The 25,433-nt window shown below is 72.2% G+C and carries 28 protein-coding genes; 16 read left to right on the top strand and 12 right to left on the bottom strand.

Annotation, left to right across the window (positions count from 1 at the left end; all coding sequences use genetic code 11):
* Window positions 1–74: 74 nt before the first annotated feature.
* The 8 genes from rpsO to FIP57_RS15700 all read left to right on the top strand — a co-directional run bounded on the left by rpsO (window position 75) and on the right by FIP57_RS15700 (window position 7,060).
* Window positions 75–350: a 30S ribosomal protein S15 gene (gene rpsO / locus FIP57_RS15735; protein ID WP_148574474.1), complete on the top strand. Its 276-nt coding sequence runs from the start codon at window positions 75–77 to the stop codon at window positions 348–350.
* Window positions 351–650: 300 nt separating this feature from the next.
* Window positions 651–2,879, top strand: coding sequence for a polyribonucleotide nucleotidyltransferase (locus FIP57_RS15730; protein WP_148574473.1), 2,229 nt, complete (start codon window positions 651–653; stop codon window positions 2,877–2,879).
* 40 nt (window positions 2,880–2,919) lie between these two features.
* On the top strand, window positions 2,920–4,242 hold the full coding sequence (locus tag FIP57_RS15725; protein ID WP_148574472.1) for a M16 family metallopeptidase: 1,323 nt from the start codon (window positions 2,920–2,922) through the stop codon (window positions 4,240–4,242).
* A complete protein-coding gene (locus tag FIP57_RS15720) occupies window positions 4,239–4,775 on the top strand; it encodes a P-loop nucleotide/nucleoside kinase family protein (protein ID WP_148574471.1) in 537 nt (178 codons plus the stop codon). The genes FIP57_RS15725 and FIP57_RS15720 overlap by 4 nt, the downstream gene beginning before the upstream one ends.
* 41 nt (window positions 4,776–4,816) lie before the next feature.
* Window positions 4,817–5,563, top strand: coding sequence for a 4-hydroxy-tetrahydrodipicolinate reductase (gene dapB / locus FIP57_RS15715; protein ID WP_148574753.1), 747 nt, complete (start codon window positions 4,817–4,819; stop codon window positions 5,561–5,563).
* A gap of 21 nt (window positions 5,564–5,584) precedes the next feature.
* Window positions 5,585–6,013 carry a VOC family protein gene (locus FIP57_RS15710; protein WP_148574470.1) on the top strand — a complete coding sequence of 143 codons (429 nt, stop codon included), beginning with the start codon at window positions 5,585–5,587 and terminating at the stop codon, window positions 6,011–6,013.
* 5 nt (window positions 6,014–6,018) lie between these two features.
* The gene (locus tag FIP57_RS15705) at window positions 6,019–6,681 is read left to right on the top strand and encodes a GNAT family N-acetyltransferase (protein ID WP_238993507.1); all 663 of its coding nucleotides are present in this window, start codon (window positions 6,019–6,021) and stop codon (window positions 6,679–6,681) included.
* Window positions 6,647–7,060, top strand: a complete 414-nt coding sequence (locus FIP57_RS15700) for a VOC family protein (RefSeq protein ID WP_203231292.1) — start codon at window positions 6,647–6,649, stop codon at window positions 7,058–7,060. The genes FIP57_RS15705 and FIP57_RS15700 overlap by 35 nt, the downstream gene beginning before the upstream one ends.
* Before the next feature lie 4 nt (window positions 7,061–7,064).
* On the opposite strand, the gene FIP57_RS15695 is transcribed toward FIP57_RS15700, so the two are convergent.
* The 8 genes from FIP57_RS15695 to FIP57_RS15660 all read right to left on the bottom strand — a co-directional run bounded on the left by FIP57_RS15695 (window position 7,065) and on the right by FIP57_RS15660 (window position 14,825).
* Window positions 7,065–8,777, bottom strand: a complete 1,713-nt coding sequence (locus tag FIP57_RS15695) for an HNH endonuclease signature motif containing protein (RefSeq protein ID WP_148574469.1) — start codon at window positions 8,775–8,777, stop codon at window positions 7,065–7,067.
* Window positions 8,778–8,892: 115 nt separating this feature from the next.
* Entirely contained in the window at window positions 8,893–9,198 is a 306-nt protein-coding gene (locus tag FIP57_RS15690; protein WP_148574468.1) for an AzlD domain-containing protein, read from the bottom strand.
* A complete protein-coding gene (locus FIP57_RS15685) occupies window positions 9,198–9,869 on the bottom strand; it encodes an AzlC family ABC transporter permease (protein WP_148574467.1) in 672 nt (223 codons plus the stop codon). The genes FIP57_RS15690 and FIP57_RS15685 overlap by 1 nt, the downstream gene beginning before the upstream one ends.
* A 16-nt stretch (window positions 9,870–9,885) precedes the next feature.
* Window positions 9,886–11,436 carry a class I SAM-dependent methyltransferase gene (locus tag FIP57_RS15680; protein ID WP_148574466.1) on the bottom strand — a complete coding sequence of 517 codons (1,551 nt, stop codon included), beginning with the start codon at window positions 11,434–11,436 and terminating at the stop codon, window positions 9,886–9,888.
* Window position 11,437: 1 nt separating this feature from the next.
* Window positions 11,438–11,749: a DUF6752 domain-containing protein gene (locus FIP57_RS15675; RefSeq protein ID WP_148574465.1), complete on the bottom strand. Its 312-nt coding sequence runs from the start codon at window positions 11,747–11,749 to the stop codon at window positions 11,438–11,440.
* 4 nt (window positions 11,750–11,753) lie between these two features.
* Window positions 11,754–12,449: an SAM-dependent methyltransferase gene (locus FIP57_RS15670; RefSeq protein ID WP_148574464.1), complete on the bottom strand. Its 696-nt coding sequence runs from the start codon at window positions 12,447–12,449 to the stop codon at window positions 11,754–11,756.
* Between the two features lie 144 nt (window positions 12,450–12,593).
* A complete protein-coding gene (locus tag FIP57_RS24110; protein WP_148574463.1) occupies window positions 12,594–14,141 on the bottom strand; it encodes a class I SAM-dependent methyltransferase in 1,548 nt (515 codons plus the stop codon).
* 126 nt (window positions 14,142–14,267) lie between these two features.
* Entirely contained in the window at window positions 14,268–14,825 is a 558-nt protein-coding gene (locus tag FIP57_RS15660; RefSeq protein WP_148574462.1) for a nucleotidyltransferase family protein, read from the bottom strand.
* 63 nt (window positions 14,826–14,888) lie between these two features.
* Between FIP57_RS15660 and FIP57_RS15655 the strand changes: the two genes are divergently transcribed.
* The gene (locus FIP57_RS15655) at window positions 14,889–15,644 is read left to right on the top strand and encodes an endonuclease/exonuclease/phosphatase family protein (protein WP_148574461.1); all 756 of its coding nucleotides are present in this window, start codon (window positions 14,889–14,891) and stop codon (window positions 15,642–15,644) included.
* A gap of 16 nt (window positions 15,645–15,660) precedes the next feature.
* Here FIP57_RS15655 and FIP57_RS15650 read toward each other — a convergent pair whose 3' ends face one another.
* Both FIP57_RS15650 and FIP57_RS15645 read right to left on the bottom strand, forming a co-directional pair.
* Entirely contained in the window at window positions 15,661–15,909 is a 249-nt protein-coding gene (locus FIP57_RS15650; protein ID WP_148574460.1) for a hypothetical protein, read from the bottom strand.
* A gap of 94 nt (window positions 15,910–16,003) precedes the next feature.
* Window positions 16,004–16,570, bottom strand: a complete 567-nt coding sequence (locus tag FIP57_RS15645; RefSeq protein ID WP_238993506.1) for a GNAT family N-acetyltransferase — start codon at window positions 16,568–16,570, stop codon at window positions 16,004–16,006.
* A 64-nt stretch (window positions 16,571–16,634) separates the two neighbouring features.
* On the opposite strand from FIP57_RS15645, the gene FIP57_RS15640 reads away from it, so the two are divergent.
* The 7 genes from FIP57_RS15640 (at window position 16,635) to FIP57_RS15610 (ending at window position 23,617) form a co-directional block, all read left to right on the top strand.
* Window positions 16,635–17,429, top strand: coding sequence for a thymidylate synthase (locus tag FIP57_RS15640; RefSeq protein WP_148574458.1), 795 nt, complete (start codon window positions 16,635–16,637; stop codon window positions 17,427–17,429).
* An 18-nt stretch (window positions 17,430–17,447) separates the two neighbouring features.
* Window positions 17,448–17,930 carry a dihydrofolate reductase gene (locus tag FIP57_RS15635; protein ID WP_148574457.1) on the top strand — a complete coding sequence of 161 codons (483 nt, stop codon included), beginning with the start codon at window positions 17,448–17,450 and terminating at the stop codon, window positions 17,928–17,930.
* A 57-nt stretch (window positions 17,931–17,987) separates the two neighbouring features.
* Window positions 17,988–18,914, top strand: a complete 927-nt coding sequence (locus FIP57_RS15630; RefSeq protein WP_148574456.1) for an LLM class F420-dependent oxidoreductase — start codon at window positions 17,988–17,990, stop codon at window positions 18,912–18,914.
* An 89-nt stretch (window positions 18,915–19,003) separates the two neighbouring features.
* A complete protein-coding gene (dapA, locus tag FIP57_RS15625; RefSeq protein WP_148574455.1) occupies window positions 19,004–19,921 on the top strand; it encodes a 4-hydroxy-tetrahydrodipicolinate synthase in 918 nt (305 codons plus the stop codon).
* Entirely contained in the window at window positions 19,918–21,609 is a 1,692-nt protein-coding gene (locus FIP57_RS15620; protein WP_148574454.1) for a ribonuclease J, read from the top strand. Before dapA ends, FIP57_RS15620 begins: the two co-directional genes overlap by 4 nt.
* Before the next feature lie 30 nt (window positions 21,610–21,639).
* Window positions 21,640–23,058, top strand: a complete 1,419-nt coding sequence (locus FIP57_RS15615) for a hypothetical protein (protein WP_148574453.1) — start codon at window positions 21,640–21,642, stop codon at window positions 23,056–23,058.
* Window positions 23,048–23,617, top strand: coding sequence for an NUDIX hydrolase (locus tag FIP57_RS15610; RefSeq protein WP_162529828.1), 570 nt, complete (start codon window positions 23,048–23,050; stop codon window positions 23,615–23,617). The genes FIP57_RS15615 and FIP57_RS15610 overlap by 11 nt, the downstream gene beginning before the upstream one ends.
* Window position 23,618: 1 nt before the next feature.
* Here the strand turns inward: FIP57_RS15610 and FIP57_RS15605 are convergent, their stop codons facing one another.
* Window positions 23,619–24,509 (bottom strand): DMT family transporter, encoded by an 891-nt coding sequence (locus FIP57_RS15605; RefSeq protein ID WP_148574451.1) that lies wholly within the window; start codon window positions 24,507–24,509, stop codon window positions 23,619–23,621.
* Window positions 24,506–25,423: a deoxyribonuclease IV gene (locus tag FIP57_RS15600; RefSeq protein WP_148574450.1), complete on the bottom strand. Its 918-nt coding sequence runs from the start codon at window positions 25,421–25,423 to the stop codon at window positions 24,506–24,508. Before FIP57_RS15600 ends, FIP57_RS15605 begins: the two co-directional genes overlap by 4 nt.
* Between the last annotated feature and the right edge of the window lie 10 nt (window positions 25,424–25,433).

The following is a 25,433-nucleotide window of genomic DNA, read 5'->3' as shown; positions in this document are numbered from 1 at the left end:
CGCGGACCCAGAGTGCCCGGGTGAACAGGCCCCGGCGCGCCGCGCAACGACCTCGAGAGGAACGTCGATCACCCGTGTCCACCGGTACTGACGCCGAGACCAAGAAGCAGATCATCGCCGAGTACGGCCTGTCCGAGGGCGACACCGGCTCTCCCGAGGTCCAGGTGGCCCTCCTGAGCCACCGCATCTCGCACCTGACCGAGCACCTCAAGGAGCACAAGCACGACCACCACACCCGTCGTGGTCTGCTCCTCCTGGTCGGTCGCCGTCGTCGGCTGCTGAACTACATGCAGAAGCAGGACATCAACCGCTACCGCTCGATCGTGGAGCGGCTCGGACTGCGTCGATGACCTGTCGTCCCGGACGGCTCGGAGCGGCTGCCTGACACCAGGCGGCCGCTTCCGGCTATTTTCGGGCGAGCACCACCGCACCAACCACAACTCAACAGCACACCACTCAGGAGCGACCGCGGACGTCCGGCCCGGTCCTCGGTAGTGGCCCTCGGGCCCCTGGTTCCGCCAGGTCCCGCAGGCCTCGATCGAAGACCGGCTCAGGTGTCCCCGACACCAGCCGCAGGCGCCCTCGCGTGATCGCTCCGCGAACCGGGTCGGCCCATGTCAAGGGACTGGGCGACCAGAAAGGGACATCCCATGGAGGGACCCGTCATCTCCGCCGTCGAGACCGTGATCGACAACGGTCAGTTCGGCACCCGCACCGTCAAGTTCGAGACCGGGCTGCTCGCCCGGCAGGCCGCCGGCTCCGTCACGGCGTACCTCGACGACGAGACGATGCTGCTGTCGGCGACGACCGCCGGCAAGCACCCCAAGGACCACTTCGACTTCTTCCCCCTGACGATCGACGTCGAGGAGCGGATGTACGCCGTGGGCCAGATCCCCGGCTCGTTCTTCCGCAGCGAGGGGCGTCCGGGCGAGGACGCGATCCTCACCTGCCGGCTCATCGACCGGCCGCTGCGCCCCACCTTCAAGAAGGGGCTGCGCAACGAAGTCCAGGTCGTCATCACCGTGATGGCGCTCGACCCCGACCAGCCCTACGACGTGCTCGCCATCAACGCCGCGTCGATGTCCACCCAGCTCTCGGGGCTCCCGTTCTCCGGCCCGGTCGGCGGCGTCCGCGTCGCGCTGATCGACGGCCAGTGGGTCGCGTTCCCGAGCCACAGCCAGCTCGAGCGGGCCGTCTTCGACATGGTCGTCGCCGGTCGGGTCACCGACACCGGTGACGTCGCGATCATGATGGTCGAGGCGGAGGCCACCGAGGAGACCATCGAGCTGGTCCGCGGCGGCGCGCAGGCCCCGACCGAGGAGGTCGTCGCCGGCGGTCTCGACGCTGCCAAGCCGTTCATCAAGCAGCTCGTCGAGGCCCAGCAGGAGCTCGCCAAGCAGGCCGCGAAGCCGGTCCAGGAGTTCCCGATCTTCCTCGACTACGAGGACGACGTCTACGACGCCGTCGAGGCCGCTGCCTCCACCCCGCTCGCCGAGGCGCTGAAGATCGCCGGCAAGCAGGAGCGCGAGTCGAAGCTCGACGAGGTCAAGGACTCGGTGCTGGCGCAGGTCGGCCCGCAGTTCGAGGGCCGCGAGAAGGAGATCGGCGCGGCGTTCCGCTCGGTCACCAAGAAGCTGGTCCGCCAGCGGGTCATCCGCGACAAGGTCCGCATCGACGGCCGCGGCCTGACCGACATCCGTACCCTGACCGCCGAGGTCGGCGTGATCCCGCGGGTGCACGGCTCGGCGCTGTTCGAGCGCGGCGAGACCCAGATCCTGGGCGTCACCACGCTGAACATGCTGACGCTGGAGCAGAAGCTCGACACGCTCTCCCCGGAGAAGACGCGTCGCTACATGCACAAGTACGTCTTCCCGCCGTTCTCCACCGGTGAGACCGGCCGCGTCGGCTCGCCGAAGCGGCGCGAGATCGGCCACGGCGCGCTCGCCCGACGGGCGCTGCTGCCGGTGCTGCCGAGCCGCGAGGAGTTCCCCTACGCGATCCGTCAGCTCTCCGAGGCGATGGGCTCCAACGGCTCGACCTCGATGGGCTCGGTCTGCGCCTCGACGCTGTCGCTGCTCCAGGCCGGTGTGCCGCTGAAGGCGCCGGTCGCGGGCATCGCGATGGGGCTGATCTCCGACGAGGTCGACGGCAAGACGGAGTACGTCGCGCTGACCGACATCCTGGGCGCCGAGGACGCCTTCGGCGACATGGACTTCAAGGTCGCCGGCACCCGCGAGTTCGTCACCGCGCTGCAGCTCGACACCAAGCTCGACGGCATCCCCGCCGAGGTGCTGGCCGGCGCGCTGACCCAGGCCCGCGACGCCCGCATGGCGATCCTCGACGTCATGGCCGAGGCGATCGACGAGCCCGCCGAGATGAGCCTCAACGCGCCGCGGATCATCACCGTGAAGATCCCGGTCGACAAGATCGGTGAGGTCATCGGCCCCAAGGGCAAGGTGATCAACCAGATCCAGGACGACACCGGTGCGTCGCTGAGCATCGAGGACGACGGCACGATCTACATCGGCGCCACCAACGGCGAGGCCGCCGAGGCCGCCCGCCAGGCCGTCAACGCGATCGCGAACCCGACGATGCCCGAGGTCGGCGAGCGCTACCTCGGCACCGTGGTGAAGACGACGAACTTCGGGGCGTTCGTCTCGCTGCTCCCGGGCAAGGACGGGCTGCTGCACATCAGCAAGCTCCGCTCGCTGGCCGGCGGCAAGCGGGTCGAGGCCGTCGAGGACGTGCTGTCGGTGGGCCAGAAGGTCCAGGTCCAGATCGCCGAGATCGACGACCGCGGCAAGCTGTCGCTCGTCCCGGTGGTCGAGGAGTCCGAGTCCGAGGGCGCGTCCGAGGGGTCCGACGAGGCTGCCGAGTGACGAACCCCGTCACCTGCACCACCAGCGTGACCGGTCGGCCGTGCTGACGGCCGACCAGCAGAAGCCCGGCACGACCCGCACCCTCCTGACCGAGAAGGACGCCGGCGGATCCGTGGTCTCCACGGTCCGCCGGACCGTCCTGCCGGGAGGGCTGCGGGTCGTCACCGAGGCGATGGCCGGGGTGCGTTCCGCGAGCATCGGCGTCTGGATCGGCGTCGGCTCGCGCGACGAGACCCCGACGTTGTCCGGGGCGTGCCACTTCCTCGAGCACCTGCTGTTCAAGGGCACTCCGCAGCGCTCCGCGCTGGAGATCTCCGCGTCGCTCGACGCGGTCGGCGGTGAGTTCAACGCCTTCACCGCCAAGGAGTACACCTGCTTCCACGCGCGGGTGCTCGACGTCGACCTGCCGCTCGCGGTCGACGTGCTCGGCGACATGCTGAGCAGCTCCACCATCCACCCCGACGACGTCGAGGCGGAGCGCGAGGTGATCCTCGACGAGATCGCCATGCACGACGACGACCCCGAGGACGTCGCGACGAACCTCTTCGCGGAGACCGCGTGGCCGTCGTCCCCGCTGGGGCGGCCGATCGCAGGGACCGCGGCGTCGATCAGCCGGCTGACGCGCGCGCAGGTCCACCGGTTCTACCGGCAGTGGTACCGCCCCGAGCAGATGGTGGTCGCGGTCGCCGGCAACGTCGACCACACGACCGTCGTACGGCAGGTGCGGAAGGCGTTCGCGCCGCTGCTCACCGACCGCCACGCGAGGCCCGCGCCGCCGCGGCGCGCCGCCCGGTTCAAGCGGGGGGCTGCCGGGAGCGCGCACACCACCCGTCCCTTCGAGCAGGTCAACGTCCTGCTCGGCGTCAACGCGATCAACCGCACCGACGAGCGCCGTTACGCGCTCGGCATCCTCAACGCCGCCGTCGGCGGGGGACCGTCGTCGCGGCTGTTCCAGGAGGTGCGCGAGAAGCGCGGCCTGGCGTACTCGATCTACTCCTACGCCAACCACTACACCGACGCGGGCTCGTTCTGCGTCGGTGCCGGCTGCCTGCCGGGCAAGCTCGACGACGTGCTCTCGGTCGTGCGCGAGGAGCTGCGCGCGGTGGCCGACGAGGGGCTCACCGAGGAGGAGCTCGTGCGCGGACAGGGGCAGCTTCGCGGAGGGCTGGTGCTCGGCCTCGAGGACTCCGCGTCGCGGATGTCGCGCATCGCCAAGGCCGAGCTGCTGTACGACGACCTGCCGAGCATCGACGAGGTGATCGGGCGGATCGACGCGGTCACCCTCGACGACGTGCACGCGCTCGCGCGGTCGCTCTTCCGGCAGCCCGAGACGCTGGTCGTGGTCGGGCCCGAGCAGCCTTGAGCTCCCCGGCGGGCGGGGCCGTCCTCGTCGTGCTGGGAGGGCTCCCGGCGACCGGGAAGAGCACCGTCGCGGCGGCACTGGCGCGCTCCGTGCGTGCCGTCCACGTGCGCGTCGACACGATCGAGACGGCGATCGCCCGCTCGGAGGGGCGGTTCGAGGCGACCAACGGCTGGGAGCTGCCGCCCGGGTACGCCGTGGGCCAGGACGTGGCCGCCGACCAGCTGCGCCACGGGCTCCACGTGGGCGCGGACTCGGTGAACCCGGTTGCCTCATCGCGCGAGGGCTGGCGCGACGTCGCTTCTCGTGCCGGCGCGCGGCTCGTCGAGGTCGAGGTGGTCTGCTCCGACGCCGCCGAGCACCGCCGCCGTGCCGAGGGGCGCACGATCGACGTCCCGGGGCTCCGCCGACCGACCTGGCAGGAGATCGAGGACCGCGAGTACGAGCCGTGGTCGCGTGACCGGGTCGTGGTCGACACCGCGCAGGTCGACGTCGCCGGGGCCGTCCGCACGATCCGGAGCGCCGCCGGCCTCTGACCCCCGCCTCCGTGCGCGGCGGTAGGTTGGCGGCCGTGAGTATCACGAAGATCGGTGTGCTGGGTGCCCAGGGGAAGGTCGGGCGCGAGGTCTGCAAGGCCGTCGAGGCCGCGGGGGAACTCCAGCTCGTCGCGGCGGTCGACAAGGACGACGACATCGACGCGCTGGTGACCACCGGCGCCCAGGCCGTCGTCGACTTCACCCACCCCGACGTGGTGATGGACAACCTGGAGTTCTGCATCGACCACGGGATCCACTGCGTGGTCGGCACCACCGGGTTCGACGAGGACCGGCTCGCGCAGGTGCGCACCTGGCTCGAGGGCTCGCCGGGGACCGGGGTGCTGGTCGCCCCGAACTTCTCGATCGGCGCGATCCTGATGATGCGGTTCGCCGCCGAGGCGGCGCAGTTCTTCGAGTCGGTCGAGATCGTCGAGCTGCACCACCCCGAGAAGGCCGACGCGCCCAGCGGCACCGCCCGCCGGACCGCGGAGCTGGTCGCCCGTGCCCGCCGTGAGGCCGGGCTGCCACCGGTCCCGGACGCGACGTCGACCGCGCTCGAAGGAGCCCGCGGCGCGGACGTCGACGGGATCCGCGTGCACGGGTTGCGGATCCGCGGCATGGTCGCCCACCAGGAGGTCGTCCTCGGCGGGCTGGGAGAGACCCTGACGATCCGTCACGACTCGATGGACCGGGCCAGCTTCACGCCCGGCGTCCTCCTCGGGCTCCGCACCATCGCGTCCCGGCCCGGGCTCACCGTGGGGCTCGAGCACTTCCTGCCGCTGGACTGAACCCGTTCCTGAGGAGGAGCCATGGTCGCCCCGAACTTCGTCATCCTCACCCTCGGCGTCAGCGACCTCGACCGCTCGATCGCGTTCTACTCCGGGCTCGGCTGGGAGATGCGCGGGCGCCGGGAGGACGGGATCGTCTGGTTCCGCACCAGCGGCAGCTGGGTGGGGCTGTTCCCGGCCCACGAGCTCGCGGCGGACGCCGGGCTCGTCGTGGCTCCGCCGCAGGAGTTCCGCGGGTCGACGTACGCCGTGAACCTGCCGTCCGAGGCCGACGTGGACGCCGCGGTCGAGGAGGTCGCTGCGCTCGGTGCCCGGATCGTCAAGGCGCCGGTGCGGATGGAGTGGGGCGGCTACTCCGCCTACTTCGCCGACCCCGACGGGCACCTGTGGGAGCTCTGCTACAACCCGACCTTTCCGCTCGACGCCGACGGACGGATCGAGATCGGGTGACGGGCGTGGCCACCCCCTTCGTGCCGGTCACCGACGCGCGGCCGGACGACGTCCCGTGGCCGCCGATGCGGGTCCCGCCGGCCACCACCACCCTGACCGGGTCGTGGGTCTCGTTGTCCGTCGCCGACCCCGAGCGCGACGCGGCACCGCTCTTCGAGGCGCTCGACCACGACGCGGTCTGGGAGCACGTCGCGGGGCGGCGGGGCAGCCCGTCGGCGTGGGCGGACCGGCTGCGTGACGCGCTCGCGGCGGGTCAGGTGCCCTGGGTGGTGCGGTTGCGGCGTCCGGTCGGCGGGCTCCCCGAGGGGGCCGTGGTGGGGACCTCGTCGTACCTCGACGTCTCGGTCGCGGATGCCCGGCTCGAGGTCGGGTCGACCGCCTACGCGCCGGCGGTGTGGGGGAGCGTGGTCAACCCGGAGGTGAAGCTGCTGCTCCTCACCCAGGCCTTCGAGTCGTCGGGGGCGGGGCGGGTGCAGCTGAAGACCGACGTGCGGAACATCCGGTCGCAACGCGCGATCGCCCGGCTGGGAGCGACGTACGAGGGGACGCTGCGGCGCTACCAGCGGCGCGCGGACGGGACGGTGCGGGACACCGCGATGTTCTCCGTCGTCGCCGAGGAGTGGCCGGCGGTGCGTGACTCGCTCCGGCGTCGGCTGGTCGGGGGCTGACGTGGCCGGGGCCGGGACGCCGATCGGGTGGGTCCGCGAGGTCGTGCTCGACTCGCCGGACCCGGAACGGCTGGCGCGGTTCTGGGCCGGGTTGCTCGGCGGTGAGCCGGTGCGCTGGTACGACGGGTGGTGGACCCTCGAACCGCCGCCGCACGGGCAACGGCTCTCGTTCCAGCAGTCGGCCGACCCCGGCTCGGGCGGCGTGCACGTCGACGTGCTCGTCGACGACCTGGAGGCCGCGCACGAGCGGGTGCTCGCCGCCGGCGGCCGCTACGAGACAGAGCGGTGGTCGCCTCGCCCCGCACAGGACGGGACGGCGGTGCCGTGGCGGGTGTACCGCGACCCGGACGGCCACGCCTTCTGCCTGGTGGTCCGGTAGCTGGTCACCCGGGTTCATGGCATGCCGGTGGCCCGCACTGCCCGTCTGCAGTGCGGGGCTCGGCTCGGGTCGGTGCCCGTCGCGCTAGTCGGGCTGGTCGGCGCCTGGGGCTGGCCCTGGTGAGGGCAGGTCGGGGATGCGTTGGGTGCCGGTGTGGTCGATGGTGTAGCGCTTGCCCAGGGGTGAGGTCCAGGTGATTGACCGGGTCGGGTTCTTGTAGGTAGGCCCAGGCCGTATGGGTCTTCACTCGGTGGTGGTAGCGACACAGCTTCGCGAGGTTCTGGCTGTTGGTCTGGCCGGGCGGCCCGCCGTCCGCAGGATCTGCGTATTCGGTGATGTGGTCGAGGTCGTACCTGCCCTGCCGGCCGCACCACGGGAACACGCAACCGGTGTCGAGGTGGTCGATCTGGGCCCGCAGGATGGGTGGGGCTTCGTGGGCGTCGACACTGATCCGTTCCGCCAAATCGACCACCGGGGTGACGGTGACCTGGGCCCCGGGCGCGAGGCCGGCCAGCCACTGCCGGACCGCGGCAGCGGGTCGGGGTCCGAGGCCGTCGATCCGGGCGACCGGGCTCAGCTGGCCGAGCGCGGCGGTGTGCAGGTGGAGGTGGAGGGTGGTGCCGCCGAGCCGCTTGCGCTGCCGCACCTTCGGCCGCATCTGCTCGGCCGGCTCACCCATGGCTGCGTTCTCCGCAGCGGCTCCGGTCAGCTCGAGCGCGTGCTGGGGGTCGGCGAGCACCCCGACGGCTTTGGCGCGGCGGGCGTCGAGCGACCCCTGGTGACCCAGATCTGCCAGCACAGCGGCCACCGCGGCGATCGTGTCCTCGAACGCCAGGGCGTCCGGGGTGTCCACGGTGGCCTCGATCCGGCTGGTGCTGTCGGCGACGGGGAGGTCGGCGGGGCCGTGGGGGCCGTGGTCGACCCACACGCCGCGTTCTTCCGCGGCGGCCTCGGCCAAGGCCGTGGCGCGGTCGGGGTCGTGGCGGGTGATCGCGGTGTCGACGGCCTTGAGGATCCGCCACACCGACAGCATGTGCGCGAACGGTGCGAGATGGGCATCCACGTACGCGGCGGCTTCGTCGGAGAGCGGGAGGGTGTGCTGGGCGATCTTGCGGCCCTTCCAGGCCGGCAGCACCCCGGCCATCACCTGCCGGTAGAGCCGGGGCAGCCGGTCGCGGAGCTCCACCGACTGGCCGACTTGGGCCCGCGCGGCGGCCTCGGTCAACCCGAGTTCGGTGGCCAGGTGGGTGATCGCGAACTCGTGGACCATGAAGCAGCCCTGGCCGTCGAGGCGGAGCTGTCCTTCGGCGCCGAGCTCCCCAGGGGTGGAGGTGAGCCGTTCGGTGGCCCAGTCGGGGACCGGTTGCCCGAGGATCCTGGCCTTGGCGGCGGCGACCTGGGCCTCGTGCTCGGCGGGAGGCTGGGCGAGCAGCACGGGGTCGATCGCGCCCTCGTCGAGCTCCCGGCCCGGGGTGACCCGGTGCGGGTCGGCCCAGTGGCACAACCCCCGCAGCTCCTCGGCCGCCGCGGCGTCCTGCGCGACCCGGCGGGACCAGATGAACGCCAACGCTGCCGGAGCGCCCAGCCCGAGGACGTCGGGCTCCACCGAATCGACCGACTCGACCGACCCGAGCCGTGCGCCCGCCGTCGTCGACCCACCGGCTGCAGGGACAGGGGTGGTCAAGAGCTCGAACGGCTCGCCGGTGGTGGTCTTCATGGGCAGGACGCTACGAACGGCCACCGACAGTTCCCGGGAGTGGTGCAGACCGGTTTTCCCCAAGCAGGGTTGGAGATTCGGTGGTCTCGACAGGCTCAGCCGCCCGCTGGCAACGTCAGCCGCCGAACCACAACCTCGTCAAGGCGGCCGCCCCTGCCGCGGCGATGACCACGACGAGGAACGGGGCTCGCAGCAGCAGCGCCCCCACCGCGACACCGAGCCCTACGAGCCGGGCGTCGACCACGAGCTCGTGACCGGAGGCGAAGACCTGGACGGCGATGAGCGCGGAGAGCAGCGCGACCGGCAGCAGGTCCGCGACGCGCTCGACCAGCGGGTTCTGCAGGATCTTCGGCGGCACTGACATGCCGGCGATCTTCAACAGGTAGCAACCGATCCCGGAGACGATGACCGCGGTCCACATCAGCGGGAGCTCCTCAGCACGCCGGCCAGCAGGGCGACGGCACCTGCGGCGAGGACCGGCACGCCCGCGGCGGTGAACGGCACGACGCCGAGCGCGACCGCGGCGGCGAGCACCGCGACCACCTGGTTCGTGCGTGTGTGCAGCCGCGGCCAGAGGAGCGCGAGGAAGGCTGCGCCGACGGCGGCGTCCAGGCCGAGGTCGGCGGGGTCGCCGAGCGACTCCCCGGCGACGGCGCCGATGAGGGTGGCGAGGTTCCAGAGCACGAACACCGACAGCCCGGCGCTGAGGAAGCCGACGCGCGCCTCCTCGGTCGTGCCGCGCGTGACCGACATCGCGGTCGACTCGTCGATCACCAGGTGCGCTGCTCCGAGCCGCCGCCAGCCGGTCCACGCGAGCAGGGGCGCGAGCCGCAGGCCGTACAACGCGTTGCGTGTCCCCAGCAGCAGCGCTGTCGCGGCCCCCGACATCGGGGCGCCTCCGGCGGCCACCACGCCGACGAGCGCGAACTGCGACGCACCCGTGAACGTCAGCAGGGACAGGGCGCAGGCCTGCGCGACGCTCAGCCCGGAGGTGACGGCGATGGCGCCGAAGGAGAGGCCGTAGGCGCCGGTGGCGATGCCGACGGCGACACCGTCACGGACGATGCCGCCGTCCGGGGGACGAGAGCTCATGGGACCGCATGGTCCCTCATGGCTCCGACAGCGCTGCGACCAGGCGGCACGCACGTGCCCGGTCGCGCGGCTCCTCCTCGAGCCCGAGACCCTCGTCGAGGTGCTCGACGACGAAGCCGGCGGCCTCGAGGTCGGCCACCAACTCCTCCGGGGGAGCGTGCTCCCAGAAGGTGCCGCCGAGCCCCGGACGCGGCCGCTCGGTGTGGTACTCGAGGTAGAGCCGACCGCCGGAGCCCTGCAGGACGGTGCGTGCGAGCCGCACGAGGTTGCGCCGGGCGGGTCGGCTCACCGCGTCGACGACGTTGCGGGCGTAGACCGTGGTCGGCGCGTTCGTCCGCGCAGCCAGGGCGCCCTTCACGAGCACGTGACGGAGGTCGTAGAGGTTGAGCGGCTCGAAGCGGATGTCCTCGACGCCCGCCTGCTGCGCCCGCTCGCGACCGAGCCGGAGCCCCGGGACCGAGTAGTCGGTGGCGAGCACGCGGAACCCTTGCGCAGCAAGGTGGACGGCGTCGCGGCCGCTCCCGCAACCGACCTCGAGCAACGCTCCCGCGGGCTCCCGTTCCGCCACCCAGCGCGCGAACGCCGCCGGCTCGCGCGGGGCCGAGTCGGCGCGGAGGGTGAAGGTGTCGTCCCAGTAGCGCTGGTTGCGCCGCGTGCCACGCATCCAGCCGCCGAGGGTGCGCTTGGTGATCGCGGGCGGCTTGAACTTGAACGTCGGGTCGGGCACCCGCCACCCCGGACCGTACGTCGCCTCGAGCAGCGCCGGGGCGTCCGCCGGGGCCGGCAGCGTGACCCCCTCGGTGGTGACCGTCGTCAACGGGACGATCGCGCTCTCCGGCAGCGGCGCCCGCACGGTCGGCAGCACGTAGAGCTGGCCGGCGTGGATGAACGCGGCGAAGACGTCGATCGCGGGCTCGATGCCGTCGTCGCGCGGCGGGTAGGCCTTGAAGTACGCCGCCCACATCCGCCGGGTCCGCCAGCCGAGCGTCTGGAAGTGCCGCTCGAGGCGGAGCGACTCGAGGATCACGTCGAAGGGGTGGTGGTGGGCCGAGAGGTACGAGACGTCGGCGTCGTTGTCGTGGCCGATCAGCTTTCCCTCGCGCACCGCGCCGAGCAGGCAGCCGAAGGCCAGGAACGCCGGCAGCCCCCGGTCGGCGAGCACCTCGATGGTGCGCCGCGCTCCCTCGAGGAGGATCTGCTTCTCCTCCGGGCCGAGCGCGGCGAACGAGCGCTCGAGCCGCCCGCCCTTGTCGACCGTGAGCGGAATGCCCTCCTCGTCGCGAAGGTCGATGCGGCCGCCGCCGCGACCCAACGTCACCTCGCCGAGGTCGACCCGCTCCTCGGTGTCAGGGCCGGAGACCACGACGTCCACGACGCCGTGCAGCTGCGGCCGGATCACCTTGGGCCAGGGGACCAGGTAGCCGCCGCCGTCGAGGGGACGCCCGTCACGGCTGGGCAGGAACGACCAGAGGTAGCGGCCGTCGAAGTGGAGGTCGAGCCGGGCGTCGTCGTGGCCGCGGACCTCGAGCCCGGCGTCGGAGCACCTGACCGACAGCGAGTCGGTCACCTCAGATCCCGCGGTCGTAGTCCTCGAGGGCGGCGCGCAGCCGCTCCTCGTCACGCCCTTCGCCCGGCAGCAGCAGCTCCGCGACCACGTCGGTCACCTCGGCCAGCCGCCGGTTGAGCTGTCGGGTCTCCTGCAGCTCGGCCTCGAGCCGGTCCACCCGCTTGCGCAGGGCGGCGACCTGGCGGAGTGCCCGCTGACCCGCCGGCCCCCCGACGGGCGCCGGTCGCGGGGCAGGGGCCGGCTCCGGGGCGCCACCGAGGGCACGCGCGAGCCTCCTGCGGGCCCCCGCGACGCGCTTCGCCGCCGTGCTCACCAGGTCAGCCCTTCGCCCGGGCGACGATGCGGCAGACCTTCGGGTCCTCGTTCTTGTGGACCGCGAGGCCGAACCCCTCCTCGCAGTGCTCCACCTCCAGGCCGTACGAGCGGAGCTCCTCCTCGACCTGCGCCGGCTGGACGAACTGCCGGAAGTGCTCGCCGAACTCGTGGTCGGCGCGGGCGGTCCGGAACTCCAGGAACAGCTGGCCGCGGCGTTCGCCGAGCACGTGGCCGGCGAGGCGGAAGAGGTTGTGGCGCCCCTCGTCGCTGACGGCATGGACCATGAACCGGGCGTAGACCGCGTCCGGTGCTGTCGAGCCCGCGATCGCGTCGGCGCGCTCGAGGACGTGCTCGTCGTCGTAGAGGTCGAGCTGCTGGAAGGTCACCCGGTCCAGCCCACGCCGGCGCGCCTGGTCCTCGGCGTACCGCAGCCCCGGGACGGCGTAGTCGCAGCCGAGGACGGTGTAGCCCTCGGCGGCGAAGAACAGCGAGTCGCGTCCGGTGCCCGACCCGATCTCCAGGACCGTGCAACGGGGGAGCCGTCCGACGACCCAGCGCGCGAAGGCGGACGGGTCGGCGGGGACGGCGTCGGCCTTGCGGGCGTAGAACTCCTCCCAGTAGGCGCGGTGGTCGTCGTCCCCGTCCACCGCGGGGGACGCACCGTTCTCACGGCTCGCGGCCGTGGGCATGCGTGTCATCGAGAGTTCCCCCAGAGTTCAGGTGGCGGTAGGTCGAGCGGAAATCTACCCGTGAGCCAGGTGACCCAAGCCGTTTCCCGCACCATGACGCGCCGATCACTCCTGGAGGGCCCCGGGGGCAGACCGAGTCCGACGTGGTGGGGGTCACCGTGCGGGGACGGCGGCGACCAGGCGGTGGCCGCACGCCTCGGCCCGCGGCTCCTCCTGGAGCCCGCGGCCCACCTCCAGGTGCTCGACGACGAAGCCGGCCGCCTGCACCTCGGCCACCAGCTCCTCGGCGGGGACGTGCACCCAGGGGCCACCGAGCCCCGGACGAGGCCGCTCGGTGTGGTGCTCGAGGTAGAGCCGGCCGCCCGAGGGCTGCAGCACCGTCCTCGCCAGCCGCACGAGGTTCCGCCGCGCCGCGCGGTCGACGGCGTCCACCACGTTGCGCGCGTAGACGACCGTCGGGGCCGTGGTCCGGACGGCCAGGGCGCCCTTCACGAGCACATGGCGGAGGTCGTGGAGGTTGAGCCGCTCGAACCGGACGGTGTCGAGCCCCGCTTCCAGGGCATGCTCGCGCGCTAGCGCCAGCGCGGATTCGGAGTAGTCCGTGGCGTGCACGGTGAACCCCTGCGCCGCGAGGTGGACCGCGTCACGGCCGTCCCCGCAGCCGACCTCGAGCACGGCGCCGCCGCCCTCCCGCTCGGCCACCCAGTCCGCGAACCGAGCCGGGTCCCGGGGAGACGAGCCGGCCTGCAGCGCGTACGTCTCGTCCCAGTAGCGCAGGTTGCGACGGGTGCCCCGCATCCAGCCCCCGAGGGTGCGCTTCGTCTTCACGGGTGGCCGGAACTTGAACGTCGGGTCGGGCACCCGCCACCCCGGGCCGTACGTCGCCTCGAGCAGCGCCCCGACGTCGGCCGGCGCCGGCAGCGTGACCCCCTCGACGGTCACCGTCGACAGCGGCAGCACCACGTCCTCGTCGAGCGGAGCACGCACGTTCGGGAGGACGTAGAGGTGGCCGTCGTGACGGAACGCGGCGAAGACGTCGATGGCGGGCTCCACTCCGTCGGCCCGCGGAGGGAAGACCTTGAAGAACCCCGCGGTCATCCGCCGGGTCCGCCACCCGAGCCGCTGGAAGCGGCGCTCGAGCCGGAGCGACTCGAGTATCACGTCGAACGGCTGGTGCCGGGCGGAGAGGTAGGCGACGTCGGCGTCGACGTCGTGGTCGATCAGCCTGCCCTGACGCACCGCGCCGAGCAGGCACCCTTTGGCGAGGAACGCCGGCAGGCCGTGCCGGTCGAGGACCTCGAGGGTCCGCCGGACACCGTCGAGGAGGAGGGCCTTCTCCTCGGGCCCCAGGGTGGCGAACGCGCGCTCGAGCCTGCCGCCCTTGTCGACCACGAGGGGGAAGCCGTCCTCGTCGCGGAGGTCGACGCGGCCGCCACCGCGGCCGAAGGTGACCTCACCGCAGTCGACACGGGCCCCGGTGCCGGGGCTGGTCACGACGACGGAGGCCACGCCGTGGAGCCGCGGCCGGATCGCCCTCGGCCACGGGACGAGGTAGCCGCCGTCCCCGCCGGGGCGCCCCTCACGGCCCGGCAGGAACGACCACAGCAGCCGGCCGTCGAAGAGGAGGTCGAGCCGGTCGTCGGCGTGGCCGCGGACCAGCATGCCGACGTCGGAGCAGGTCACCGTCAGGGGATGCGCCACGTGGTCAGCCCTGGCTCGCTCTCATCGGACGTCCTCCGGTCGTCGGCGCGTCGACGCTCGAGTGCGCAACCTACCCGGGGCCCGCCTGCCGGGCGAGCCGCCGTGTCCCCGCTGCGGCTCCCCGGGTCACTCCACGTCGACGATCGAGAGCCGCTCGAGGAGGAACACGAACGCCGCCGCGAAGTCGTTGTGGGCGGTCTCCTTGCGCACCCGCTGCCAGTCCACCTGCTCGCGGAGCGCGCGGGCGACCGGGAGCTGCCGGCCGAAGTCGCAGGAGTGCTCGTCCATGGCGTTGAGCCGCTGCACGACGAGCTCGGTGCCGGAGAGCACCGGCATCAGGATCGACAAGACCTCCATCTCGTCGGCGTCCTCGACCACCGCCCGGGTCGCGGGCTCCCCGGAGTCGCGGTGGATCACGTCGACCATCGCGCCGTCGGTGTAGACCTTGAACAGCCAGTCCTCCGGCGGCTGGACGACCTGGAACCCCTCGTCCGCGAGCAGCGCGGCCGCCGCGCCGGCGTCCTCGTCGGCGACCATGAAGTCCACGTCGTGCTCCGGCTCGGGGCCGCCACGCGCCCACACCGCGTAGCCGCCGATGAGCGCGAAGGGGAGGTCGCTGCGCTTGAGCGTCACCGCGACGCGCTTCAGCGCCTCCCTGAGGTTCTCCTGCTCCTCCGCCGGCATGGCCACCCCGTACCCCGCCCCGTCGGAGGCGTAACCGCGCAGCGACCCGGGAACGGGTGACCCATGCGGGTCGCCACCTTCAACATCCTGCACGGCCGTTCGCCCGTGGACGACCGGGTGGACGTCGACCGCTTCGCCTCGGCGGTGAAGCAGCTCGACGCGGACGTCCTCGCGCTCCAGGAGGTGGACCGCAACCAGCCGCGCTCGGCCAACGCCGACCTCACGGCGGTCGCCGCGGAGGCGATGGGAGCTCAGGAGCACAGGTTCGTCGCGGCCCTGTCGGGGAGCCCCGGCACCTGGATGGCGGCCACCGGCGAGGAGCAGCCCGACGCGGCGGCGTACGGCATCGCGCTGCTGAGCCGGCTCCCCGTGGCGTCGTGGAACGTCGTGCGGCTGGCCAGCACCCCGACCCGGGTCCCGGTGCGGTTCAAGGGCAGCCTGCTCCCGGAGCTGGTCCGCGACGAGCCGCGGGTCGCCGTCGCCGCCGCCGTGGAGACACCGCGCGGCGAGCTGACCGTCGTGAACACGCACGTCTCGTTCGTCAGCTGGTGGGGGAGACGTCAGCTCCGCACGGTGGTGCGCTCGCTCGAGCGGGTCGAGCCGCTGCTGCTCGTCGGCGACCTGAACATGGAGCTGCGCCCCGCCGCGTCGATCACCGGGTTGCGCCCGCTGGTCGTGCACGACACGTTCCCGGCGGAGGCGCCGCGCGAGCAGCTCGACCACGTGCTCGCCCGCGGTGACGTCGGCCGGGTGGAGGCGACCGCGGTGCACGAGCTCCCGATGTCCGACCACCGGGCGCTGTCGGTCGACCTCGTCTGAGCCGGGGGACGGGCGGTCAGCCCACGCGCGGATGCCTGTCGACCGCGGGCGTGTCCGGTGCGGCGGCCTGGTGGAACAGCACCGTCAGGAAGGCGTGCACCACGACGACCCCCACGGCGGCACCGGCGAGCGCGCCGAGCGCGAGCCCCTCGCCGGTGAGCACCAGGCCGCTGACCACGGCCACCAGCCAGGCCCCGAGTGCGGCGCCCAGCACCACACCGATCAGCCACGTGGTCGTCCGGTACCTCGCAGGAAGCCCGCGCACGTCGATCCCCCGTCCGCTCCGACGCCGTCGCCATGACGGCCGAGGAGTTGGTACCCGCCGGCACCGGGACGAAACGACAGTGTTGTCAGTCCGTTCAGTCCTGCCGGAGGTCGGTGTGCAGCCGGACCTGCCGGACCCGCACCGACCCGTCGCCGTGCAGGTCGAGCTCGCGGTGCGCCCCGTCGGCGGCCCAGCCCGCCTCGGTGAGGAACTGCCGGCGCACGTCGTCGGTCGTGGCCACCCAGAAGGTGGCCCGCACGAACTTGTCGGCCCGCAGCGTGTCGACGCCGGCCTGCAGCAGCCGCGAGCCGTGGCCCGCACGACGGTGCGCGGGGTCCACGACGAGCTCGGCCAGCTCGCCGTCGGCGACCGGGTCCGAGTCCGGGTCGGGGGAGGGGGAGGTCACCGCGAACCCCCTGACGGTGTTGCGCTCCAGCGCCACCAGGACCCGGTTGCGGGCGTCCGAGGGACGGGCCATCGCCTGGTGCCACGCGGCCGCGAACTGCTCGGCGTCGAACGAGTCGAGGACCTCCTGCGGAAGCACCCCGGCGTACTCCTGGCGCCACGCGGCGACCTGCACGGCGGCGACGCCGGGGGCGTCGTCGGCCCAGGCGACCCGCACCGAGACGTCGGGGCCGGGGGTCAGCGGGAGGTCGGTCACCGGACCCATTGTGCCGCCGCCCGTCATCCCCGAGCACGCCGGCCGGCAGGTGTACGTTGAGCCCGTGCAGCAGTACCTCGACCTCCTCCGGCGGATCCTCGACGAGGGCGTCGAGAAGGGCGACCGCACCGGCACCGGCACGCGCAGCGTCTTCGGCCACCAGATGCGGTTCGACCTCACCGAGGGGTTCCCCCTCGTCACGACCAAGAAGATCCACACCCGCTCGGTCTTCGCCGAGCTGCTCTGGTTCCTGCGCGGCGACACCAACGTGCGCTGGCTCCAGGAGCGCGGCGTGACGATCTGGGACGAGTGGGCTGACGAGGACGGCGAGCTCGGCCCGGTGTACGGGCGGCAGTGGCGCTCGTGGCCGACCCCGGACGGGCAGCACGTCGACCAGCTGGCCCAGGTCGTCGAAGGGATCCGTCGCGACCCCGACTCGCGACGCCACATCGTCTCGGCGTGGAACGTCGCCGACATCCCTCAGATGGCGCTGGCCCCGTGCCACGCCCTGTTCCAGTTCTACGTCGCGGACGGGCGGCTCAGCTGCCAGCTCTACCAGCGGTCGGCGGACGTGTTCCTGGGCGTGCCGTTCAACATCGCGTCGTACGCCCTGCTGACGCACATGGTGGCGCAGGTGACCGGCCTCGAGGCCGGGGACTTCGTGCACACGCTCGGCGACGCGCACCTGTACTCCAACCACCTCGAGCAGGCTCGGCTCCAGCTGACCCGCGAGCCGCGGCAGCTCCCCGTGCTGGTGCTCGACCCGACGGTGACCGAGATCGACGCCTTCGAGCTCGAGCACATCGAGGTCAAGGGTTACGACCCGCACCCCGGGATCAAGGCCCCCATCGCCGTATGACGCCCGCATGACGCACGCATGACACCGGGAGGCAAGCGCGTCGTCCTGGTCGCAGCCGTGGCGGAGAACGGCGTGATCGGCAACGGGACCGAGATCCCGTGGAGGGTGCCGGGGGAGCAGCAGCACTTCAAGGCGCTCACCCTCGGCCACGTGCTGCTGATGGGGCGCACGACGTACGACTCCATCGGCCGGCCGCTGCCCGGCCGCACCACCGTCGTGCTCACCCGCGACCGTGCCTGGTCGGCCGACGGCGTCCTCGTCGCCCACACCGTCGACGAGGCGCTGGCGCTCGCCGACGGACTCGACGGGGACGTGATGGTCGCCGGGGGCGCCCAGGTCTACGCCGCCCTGCTGCCGGTCGCCGACGAGCAGGTGGTCTCCGAGGTGCCGCTGCGTGCCGAGGGCGACGTGCGCTACCCCGACGTCGACGAGACGGTGTGGGAGGTCGCGAGCCGCGACCTCCGCGACGGCTACACGGTCGTCACCTGGCGACGCCGCTGAGACGCCGCTGAGACGCCGCTGACGAGGCTGTTGGTTGCGGGTGCCAAGGTGTGGCCCATGGACCTGCGCGTGTTCACCGAGCCCCAGCAGGGGGCGACCTACGACGACCTCCTCCGCATCGCGAAGGCGACCGAGGAGCTCGGCTTCGACGCGTTCTTCCGCTCCGACCACTACCTGGGGATGGGCACCGAGGGGCTCCCTGGGCCGACCGACGCGTGGGTGACGCTCGCCGCGCTGGCCCGGGAGACCAGCCGCATCCGGCTCGGCACCCTGATGACGTCGGCGACCTTCCGGTTCCCAGGTCCCCTGGCGATCACCGTCGCCCAGGTCGACGCGATGAGCGGCGGCAGGGTCGAGCTCGGGATCGGTGCGGGGTGGTTCGAGGCGGAGCACACCGCCTACGGCATCCCGTTCCCGGACGTCCGTGAGCGGTTCGACCGGTTCGAGGAGCAGCTGGCCGTCGTCACCGGGCTGTGGCGGACTCCTGGAGGGAAGCGGTTCAGCCACGAGGGGCGGTTCTACCCGGTCTCCGACTCGCCGGCGCTGCCGAAGCCGGTGCAGTCCCCGCACCCGCCGGTGATCATCGGCGGCTACGGCAAGCGACGCACCCCGGAGCTGACCGCCCGCTACGCCGCCGAGTTCAACCTCCCGTTCGGATCGGTCGAGGACACCCACGAGCAGTTCGCACGGGTCCGCGCCGCCTGCGAGGCGGCCGGCCGCGACCCCGGTGACCTCGTCTGGTCCAACGCGCTGGTGCTCTGCTGCGGCGCCACCGAGGATGAGGTGCGACGCCGGGCCGAGGCGATCGGCCAGCCGGTCGACCAGCTCCGCGCCAACGGGCTCGCCGGATCGCCCGACGAGGTCGTCGACCGGATCGGGAAGTACGCCGAGGCCGGGGCGCAGCGGTTCTACCTCCAGGTTCTGGACCTCACCGACCTCGACCACCTCGAGCTGGTCGCGGAGAAGGTCGCCCCCCAGCTCTGACCCCCGCACTGACCCTGGTCAGCCCTCCCTCGCGACCTCCAGCGGCGCGGGTGCCGGTGCGGGGCCACGCGGGCGATAGCCTGGAACCCATGACTGCACCGGTCCCACCCCCCGGTCCCCTCGGCCGCGTCCTCACCGCGATGGTGACCGCCTTCCACGACGACGGCAGCGTCGACCTCGACGGGACCGCGCGGATCGCCGCGCACCTCGTGGACCACGGCAACGACGGGGTCGTCGTCTCCGGCACCACCGGCGAGGCGCCCACCACCACGACCGAGGAGGACGGGCTGATCCTCCGGGCGGTCGTCGAGGCCGTCGGGGACCGGGCCACCGTGGTCGCCGGCGTCGGCACCAACAACACCGCGCACTCCGTCGAGCTCGCCGAGCAGGCGCAGAAGATCGGCGCCGACGGTGTCCTGGTCGTCACGCCCTACTACAACAAGCCCACGCAGGACGGCGTGCTGGCGCACTTCCGCGCCGTCGCCGCGGCCGCGGACCTGCCGGTGATGCTCTACGACATCCCGGGCCGCTCCGGCATCACCATCGCGCCGGATACCTTCGCGCGGGCCGCCGAGGACGAGCGCATCGTCGCGGTGAAGGACGCCGTGGGCGACCTCTACCGCGGGGTGCGGATCATGCAGGAGACCGGCCTCGCGTTCTACTCCGGCGACGACGTGCTCAACCTCGGCTGGCTGACCCACGGGGGCGCCGGTGTGGTCTCCGTCGTCGGCCACGTCGCGGCACGCCAGTACGCCGAGATGTACGACGCCGTCGCCCGCGGTGACCTGGCCTCCGCCCTCACGACGTACCAGCGCCTCGTCCCCGTCGTCGAGGTCGTCATGCAGCGGGCGCAGGGCGCGATGACGGCGAAGGCCGCCATGCAGCTGCTCGGCGTCCTCGACAACCGCAACGTCCGGCTCCCCCTGGTGCCGGCCTCCGACGCCCTGGTCGAGGAGCTCCGCACGGTGCTCACCTCCGCCGGGCTCCTGGAAGGAACCTCCCTTTGAGCCACCCGCACCTCGAGCTCCCGCCCCCCGGACCGCTGCCCAAGGAAGGGCTCCGCGTCATCCCGCTCGGCGGCCTCGGCGAGGTCGGTCGCAACATGACCGTCTTCGAGCACGACGGCCGGCTGCTGATCGTCGACTGCGGAGTGCTGTTCCCCGAGGACCACCACCCGGGGGTCGACCTGATCCTCCCGGACTTCGAGGCGATCCGGGACCGGCTCGACGCGGTCGAGGCGCTGGTGCTGACCCACGGCCACGAGGACCACATCGGCGCGACGCCGTACCTCCTTCGCGAGCGCGGCGACATCCCGCTGGTCGGGTCGAAGCTGACCCTGGCGCTGCTCCGCCCCAAGCTGCAGGAGCACCGGCTCAAGGAGACCGCGCAGCACGTCGTCGCCGAGGGCGACCGGATCTCCTTCGGCCCGTTCGACCTCGAGTTCGTCGCGGTCAACCACTCCATCCCCGACGCCCTCGCGGTGGTGATCCGCACCCGCGCCGGCACGGTGCTGCACACCGGTGACTTCAAGATGGACCAGCTGCCGCTGGACCGCCGGATCACCGACCTCCGGGCGTTCGCACGGCTCGGCGAGGAGGGCGTCGACCTGTTCATGGTGGACTCCACGAACGCCGAGGTCCCGGGGTTCACGACCTCCGAGGTGGAGATCGGACCGGTCATCGACCGGGTGTTCCACCGCAGCCAGGGACGGCTCATCGTCGCCTGCTTCGCCTCCCACGTGCACCGCGTGCAGCAGGTGCTCGACGCCGCGGTCGCGCACGGCCGCAAGGTGGCGTACGTCGGCCGGTCGATGATCCGGAACATGAACATCGCCCGCGACCTGGGCTACCTCAAGGTCCCCGCGGACACGCTGGTCGACAGCCGGGACATCGGCGACTACCCGCCCGAGCGGATCGTGCTGATCTCGACCGGCTCGCAGGGGGAGCCGCTGTCGGCGCTCAGCCGCATCGCGCAGCGCAACCACCACTTCGTGACGATCGAGGAGGGCGACACCGTGGTGCTCGCCTCCTCGCTGATCCCGGGCAACGAGAACGCCGTCTACCGGGTGATCAACGGGCTCTCCCGGCTCGGCGCCACCGTGGTCCACAAGGGCAACGCGCTGGTGCACGTCTCCGGCCACGCGAGCGCCGGCGAGCTCCTCTACTGCTACAACATCGTCAAGCCGCGCAACGTGCTGCCGGTGCACGGCGAGATCCGGCACATGCTCGCCAACGCGGCGCTCGCCCGGGCAACCGGCATCCCCGACGAGCACGTCGTGGTCGCCGAGGACGGCGTGGTCGTCGACCTCGTCGACGGCAAGGTCGAGATCGCCGGCAAGGTGCCCTGCGGCTACGTCTTCGTCGACGGCCAGTCGGTCGGCGACATCACCGAGGCCTCGCTGAAGGATCGGCGGATCCTCGGCGAGGAAGGGTTCGTCTCGGTGATCGTGGTGGTCGACAGCGTGACCGGCCGGGTGTCCAGCGGCCCCGAGATCCACGCCCGCGGGTTCGCCGAGGACGACTCGATCTTCGACGAGATCAAGCAGCCGATCGTCGAGGCTCTCGACACCGCGCTCCGCGACGGCGTCGACGACACCCACCAGCTGCAGCAGACGATCCGCCGGGTCATCGGCCGCTGGGTGAGCAACACCCACCGCCGTCGGCCGATGATCATCCCGGTGGTCGTCGAGGCCTGAGCCCGGAGTCCCGAGCTATAGCCTTCCGGGATGGTGCGCCCGGCCCCTCCCGAGAACCCGCGCCGGAGACGGCTGTTCTCGTCCGCGTACGACTCCGTGCGCCAACGGGAGCGGGCTCAGGCGGCAGGCGGCAACGAATCGATCCTGCGAGCGCTGCTCGTCTCGACGCTCCGGCTCGACCTGATCCTCTCGGGCCAGGTCATCCTCACGGACGCTCAGCTTCTCGACGGGGCACTGTTCGCCGGAGCCGACCCGTCACGGCTGGGTGAGGCCGTGTCGTTCATGGGAGACGGCGCTCCTGTCGTCGTCCGGACACGAGGCAGCGATCTCGAGCAGTCGCTGGTGGGTCTCCTCACGGATCCGCGCACGGGGCACATCAAGCCGTTCGAGTTCTCCCTGCTGCCGAAGGACGACCGAGCACGGGTCATGGGCCATCTGGAACAGGCCGCGGCCATGGGGAAGCGAGCGCCCACCTCCCTCGGCGAGGTCCTGGAGAACATCGTCGCCGCCGGCGTTGCGCCGGAGGAGTGCGAGCGGCTTCGTCGCCATTGGCGCCGGTGGTGCGCCATCGCGGACAGCTCGTCGGACTTCGTCGTCTTCGAGCCTTACTCCCTGGGCTCGCTGGACATGCAGGACGCCGTCGATCGCCATGAGTCGGACGATCCGCTGCCAGAGGACGGCGATGACACCCGGCTCGGTGCCGTGTTGGCCGAGCTCAAAGCGATGCTCGTCGAGGGCGGATCTCGGACTGCGGCCTACGGCAAAGCACGAGCCGAGCTGGAGGATGGGTTCGACCGGCTGGCCGCCAAGCGGTCCATCGACCGGATCTTCACCATCGCTTTCGGCGTTCAGCACGGATGCGAGGACTTCGCGGCGAGCTGGGACCTGCCGCTACGCCCCATCTCCGCCGCGAGCCGGTCGCCGGGTTCTGCGGTGCCCCACACCGTGTTGGAGGAGTTGGCAGAGCAGGGCTTGTGCGACATCACCTTGCCGAGTGACTTCATGGCGCGCCTCGCATTGGTCTCGGACGCGAAGCTGAGGCTCTGGGCCGCTGAACAGCGGGACGCCCTAGCCCGTTGGCGAGACGAGAGCCGCGACCAGGGTCCCGCTCTGCGCCGTGCCATGGAGGGCTTGGAAGAGTTGCTCGCCAGCGATGTCACGCCACAGGTGGTGGAGTACGAACTGCTCGGCCGGGTCCCTGAAGCTCTGAACCAGAGCCGATGGGGGCGCTTCTCCCAGCTGGTGAAGCGACACCTGGGCACAGCCGCGGAGGGCGCCGGGGTGGGCGCCGATCTTGCGAACCTGTCCGGGGTGGGGACGCTGCAGTCGGTCGTCTCGTTGAGCGCCAGGCCGATGCAAGGTGTGGCCCGGCGAACGCTCGGCAACCCCGCCATCATCACGACGGACGTCGCGCTCCCCAGGAGGAGGGCCCTCGACCGTGACGCCTGAGCCGAGCCGGATCCGCCGCGTCCGGTCGCGGCTGCAGTACGCCGACGAAGAGAATCCCTACGTCCGCGTCTACTACGACGAGGTCGAGTGGCCGGACGGAAGGCGCGGACGCTACAACCGCGTGGTGGAAGGCGCCGGGGTCCCGGGCGTCGCTGTGCTCCCGCTCGTCGGTGGAGGCGTGGGTCTGGTCCAGGTCGACCGCTACCCGGTTGGCATGCGGCTCTGGGAGGTGCCGCGGGGCTTCGGTGAGGGTGAACCCGAGGCAGACGCTCGGCGCGAGCTCCTCGAGGAGACCGGCTGGAGTGCCATCGAGCTGATCGACCTGGGGCAGATCTACCTGAACTCGGGGCTGCTCGCCGGGCACGTCCGGCTGTTCGCGGCGAAGGTCGATGGCGGCGCGGCACTCGCGGGTGCTCGCGATGACGAGGCTGTCGAGGTGGCTGTTCTCCCCGTCGACACCGTGCGCAGCCTGCTCGAGGAGGGCAGCCTCCCCGACGCAGTCACCCAAGCAGTGATCCTCCAGGCGAGCCTGCGTGGGCTGCTCGACCTGAAGGGCTGAATCACACCGCGATGTGCGGCACCTCGGCCTCGACCTTGCGGCGCGGGGCGAGCTCGACGACGACCATCGCGCTGAGCACGAGCCCGCCGCCGACGAGCATCCGGGTCGTCAGGTCCTCCCCGCCGAGCAGGACCGCGAAGAACGCCGCGAACACCGGCTCCATCGTCATGATGATCGCGCTCCGGGTCGGCGGCAGGTGGGCCTGCGCCCAGGTCTGCGCCCACATCGCGAAGCCGGCGGCGAACACCGCCATGTAGAGCACGCTGACCCAGTCGCCGGGCCGGTCCGGGAGGGTGACCCCGTCGGGCGCGGTCACCACGAAGGCCACCAGGCTCACCATGGCCAGCTGGACGATCGTCATCCCGATCGCGTCCTCGGCCCGGCTCCACGCCCCGAGGCCGACGATGTGGAGGGCGTACAGCACCGCGGAGACCAGCACCAGCCCCTCGCCGTACCCGACGCTGAAGCCGCGCAGCGACAGCACTGCCAGTCCGACCACGGCGACGACGACCGCGAGCCACGTGGCCCCGCCGATCCGCTGCCGCAGCAGGGGGGCGGCGAGGAGCGGGGTGCAGATGACGTACATCCCCGTGATGAACCCGGCCACGCTGGCCGAGGAGTGGCCGATGCCCTCGGTCTGCAGGATCTGCGCGACGCCGTACACCAGGCCGAGCGCGGCGGCCTGCCACCGGGCCCGGGCCGAGAGCCGGCCGAGCGCCTTGGGGAAGAGCAGCACCACGGTGACCGTGGCCACCGCGAACCGCACCGCGAGGAAGTCGAGGACGGGGACCCGGTCGAGCAGGTCGTGGATGAGGAAGAACGTGCTTCCCCAGGTCGCGGTGACGGCCAGCAGCGCCAGGGTGGCGAGCAGGGTGGTGGGGCGCTCCTTCACGACGCGCGCGCCTCCGTGTCCCGGTGGAGGGCCGCCTCCTCGCGGAGCAGCTTGAGCAGCGGGATCTGCGGGTCGTCGAGCTCGCGCGACCCCGGTGTCTCGAGGACGAACGGGACCCCGTCGGTCGCCGGGTGCGCGAGCAGCTCGCGGAACGGCGTGAGTCCGAGGTGTCCGTCGCCGATCTTCTGGTGGCGGTCCTTGAAGGCTCCGCGGACGTCCATCGAGTCGTTGGCGTGCACCAGCTTGAGCCGGTCGGCGCCGGCGATGTCCAGCAACCGGTCCAGCGTCGCGGTGGCCCCGCCGGGCTCGTCGAGCGGCTCGCCGGCGGCGAACACGTGGCAGGTGTCGAGGCAGAGGCCGAGGCGCGGGTGGTGGTCGAGCGCCTCGAGGTACGCCGCGTGGTCCTCGACCGTCGCGCACAGAGAACGGCCCTGGCCGGCGGTGGACTCCAGCAGCAGGAACGGGCCGTCGTCGCCCAGCGCGTCGAGCACCGGCAGCAGCCCCTCGCGCACCTGGCGCATCGCGGCGTCGTATCCGCCCTCGCCGACGCAGGAGCCGGTGTGCACGACCACACCCTCGGCGCCAGTCTGCGCCGCGCGCATCAGGTTGTGGGCGACGGCCGCGACCGACCGCTCGAAGGTGAGCGGGGTCGGGGAGCCGACGTTGACGAGGTACGGCGCGTGCACGAACACCCTGATCCCGGCGGCCTCGCACCCCGCCCGGAACGCCGCGTCCTTGCCGGCGTCCGGCTTCGAAGGAGCCCAGCCGCGGGGGTTGCCGGTGAAGATCTGGAGCACCTCGGCGCCGATCGTGGCGGCCTTCGGGAGCACCTCCTCGACGAGCCCCTTGCCGACCTTGATGTGGGTGCCGACCGGGTTCCGGGCAGCAGCGACCGAGGCGAGGGTGGGGGGCACCGCTCCAGGC

It is taken from the genome of Nocardioides caldifontis, from assembly GCF_008087345.1.
GTDB classification, from domain to species: domain Bacteria; phylum Actinomycetota; class Actinomycetes; order Propionibacteriales; family Nocardioidaceae; genus Marmoricola_A; species Marmoricola_A caldifontis.
Note: the sequence above shows the minus strand (reverse complement) of the source record. Positions and strands in the feature narration are given on the sequence as shown.

Bases quoted from the DNA above. Each gene is read 5' to 3' on its own strand.
- dapA (WP_148574455.1), top strand. From the start codon at position 19,004: ATGACTGCACCGGTCCCACCCCCCGGTCCCCTCGGCCGCGTCCTCACC.
- FIP57_RS15660 (WP_148574462.1), bottom strand. From the start codon at position 14,825: ATGCCGGCGGAGGAGCAGGAGAACCTCAGGGAGGCGCTGAAGCGCGTC.
- FIP57_RS15615 (WP_148574453.1), top strand. From the start codon at position 21,640: ATGGTGCGCCCGGCCCCTCCCGAGAACCCGCGCCGGAGACGGCTGTTC.
- FIP57_RS15655 (WP_148574461.1), top strand. From the start codon at position 14,889: ATGCGGGTCGCCACCTTCAACATCCTGCACGGCCGTTCGCCCGTGGAC.
- FIP57_RS15685 (WP_148574467.1), bottom strand. From the start codon at position 9,869: ATGAGCTCTCGTCCCCCGGACGGCGGCATCGTCCGTGACGGTGTCGCC.
- FIP57_RS15670 (WP_148574464.1), bottom strand. From the start codon at position 12,449: ATGACACGCATGCCCACGGCCGCGAGCCGTGAGAACGGTGCGTCCCCC.
- FIP57_RS15710 (WP_148574470.1), top strand. From the start codon at position 5,585: ATGGTCGCCCCGAACTTCGTCATCCTCACCCTCGGCGTCAGCGACCTC.
- FIP57_RS15690 (WP_148574468.1), bottom strand. From the start codon at position 9,198: ATGTGGACCGCGGTCATCGTCTCCGGGATCGGTTGCTACCTGTTGAAG.
- FIP57_RS15635 (WP_148574457.1), top strand. From the start codon at position 17,448: ATGACACCGGGAGGCAAGCGCGTCGTCCTGGTCGCAGCCGTGGCGGAG.
- FIP57_RS15730 (WP_148574473.1), top strand. From the start codon at position 651: ATGGAGGGACCCGTCATCTCCGCCGTCGAGACCGTGATCGACAACGGT.
- FIP57_RS15630 (WP_148574456.1), top strand. From the start codon at position 17,988: ATGGACCTGCGCGTGTTCACCGAGCCCCAGCAGGGGGCGACCTACGAC.
- FIP57_RS15695 (WP_148574469.1), bottom strand. From the start codon at position 8,777: ATGAAGACCACCACCGGCGAGCCGTTCGAGCTCTTGACCACCCCTGTC.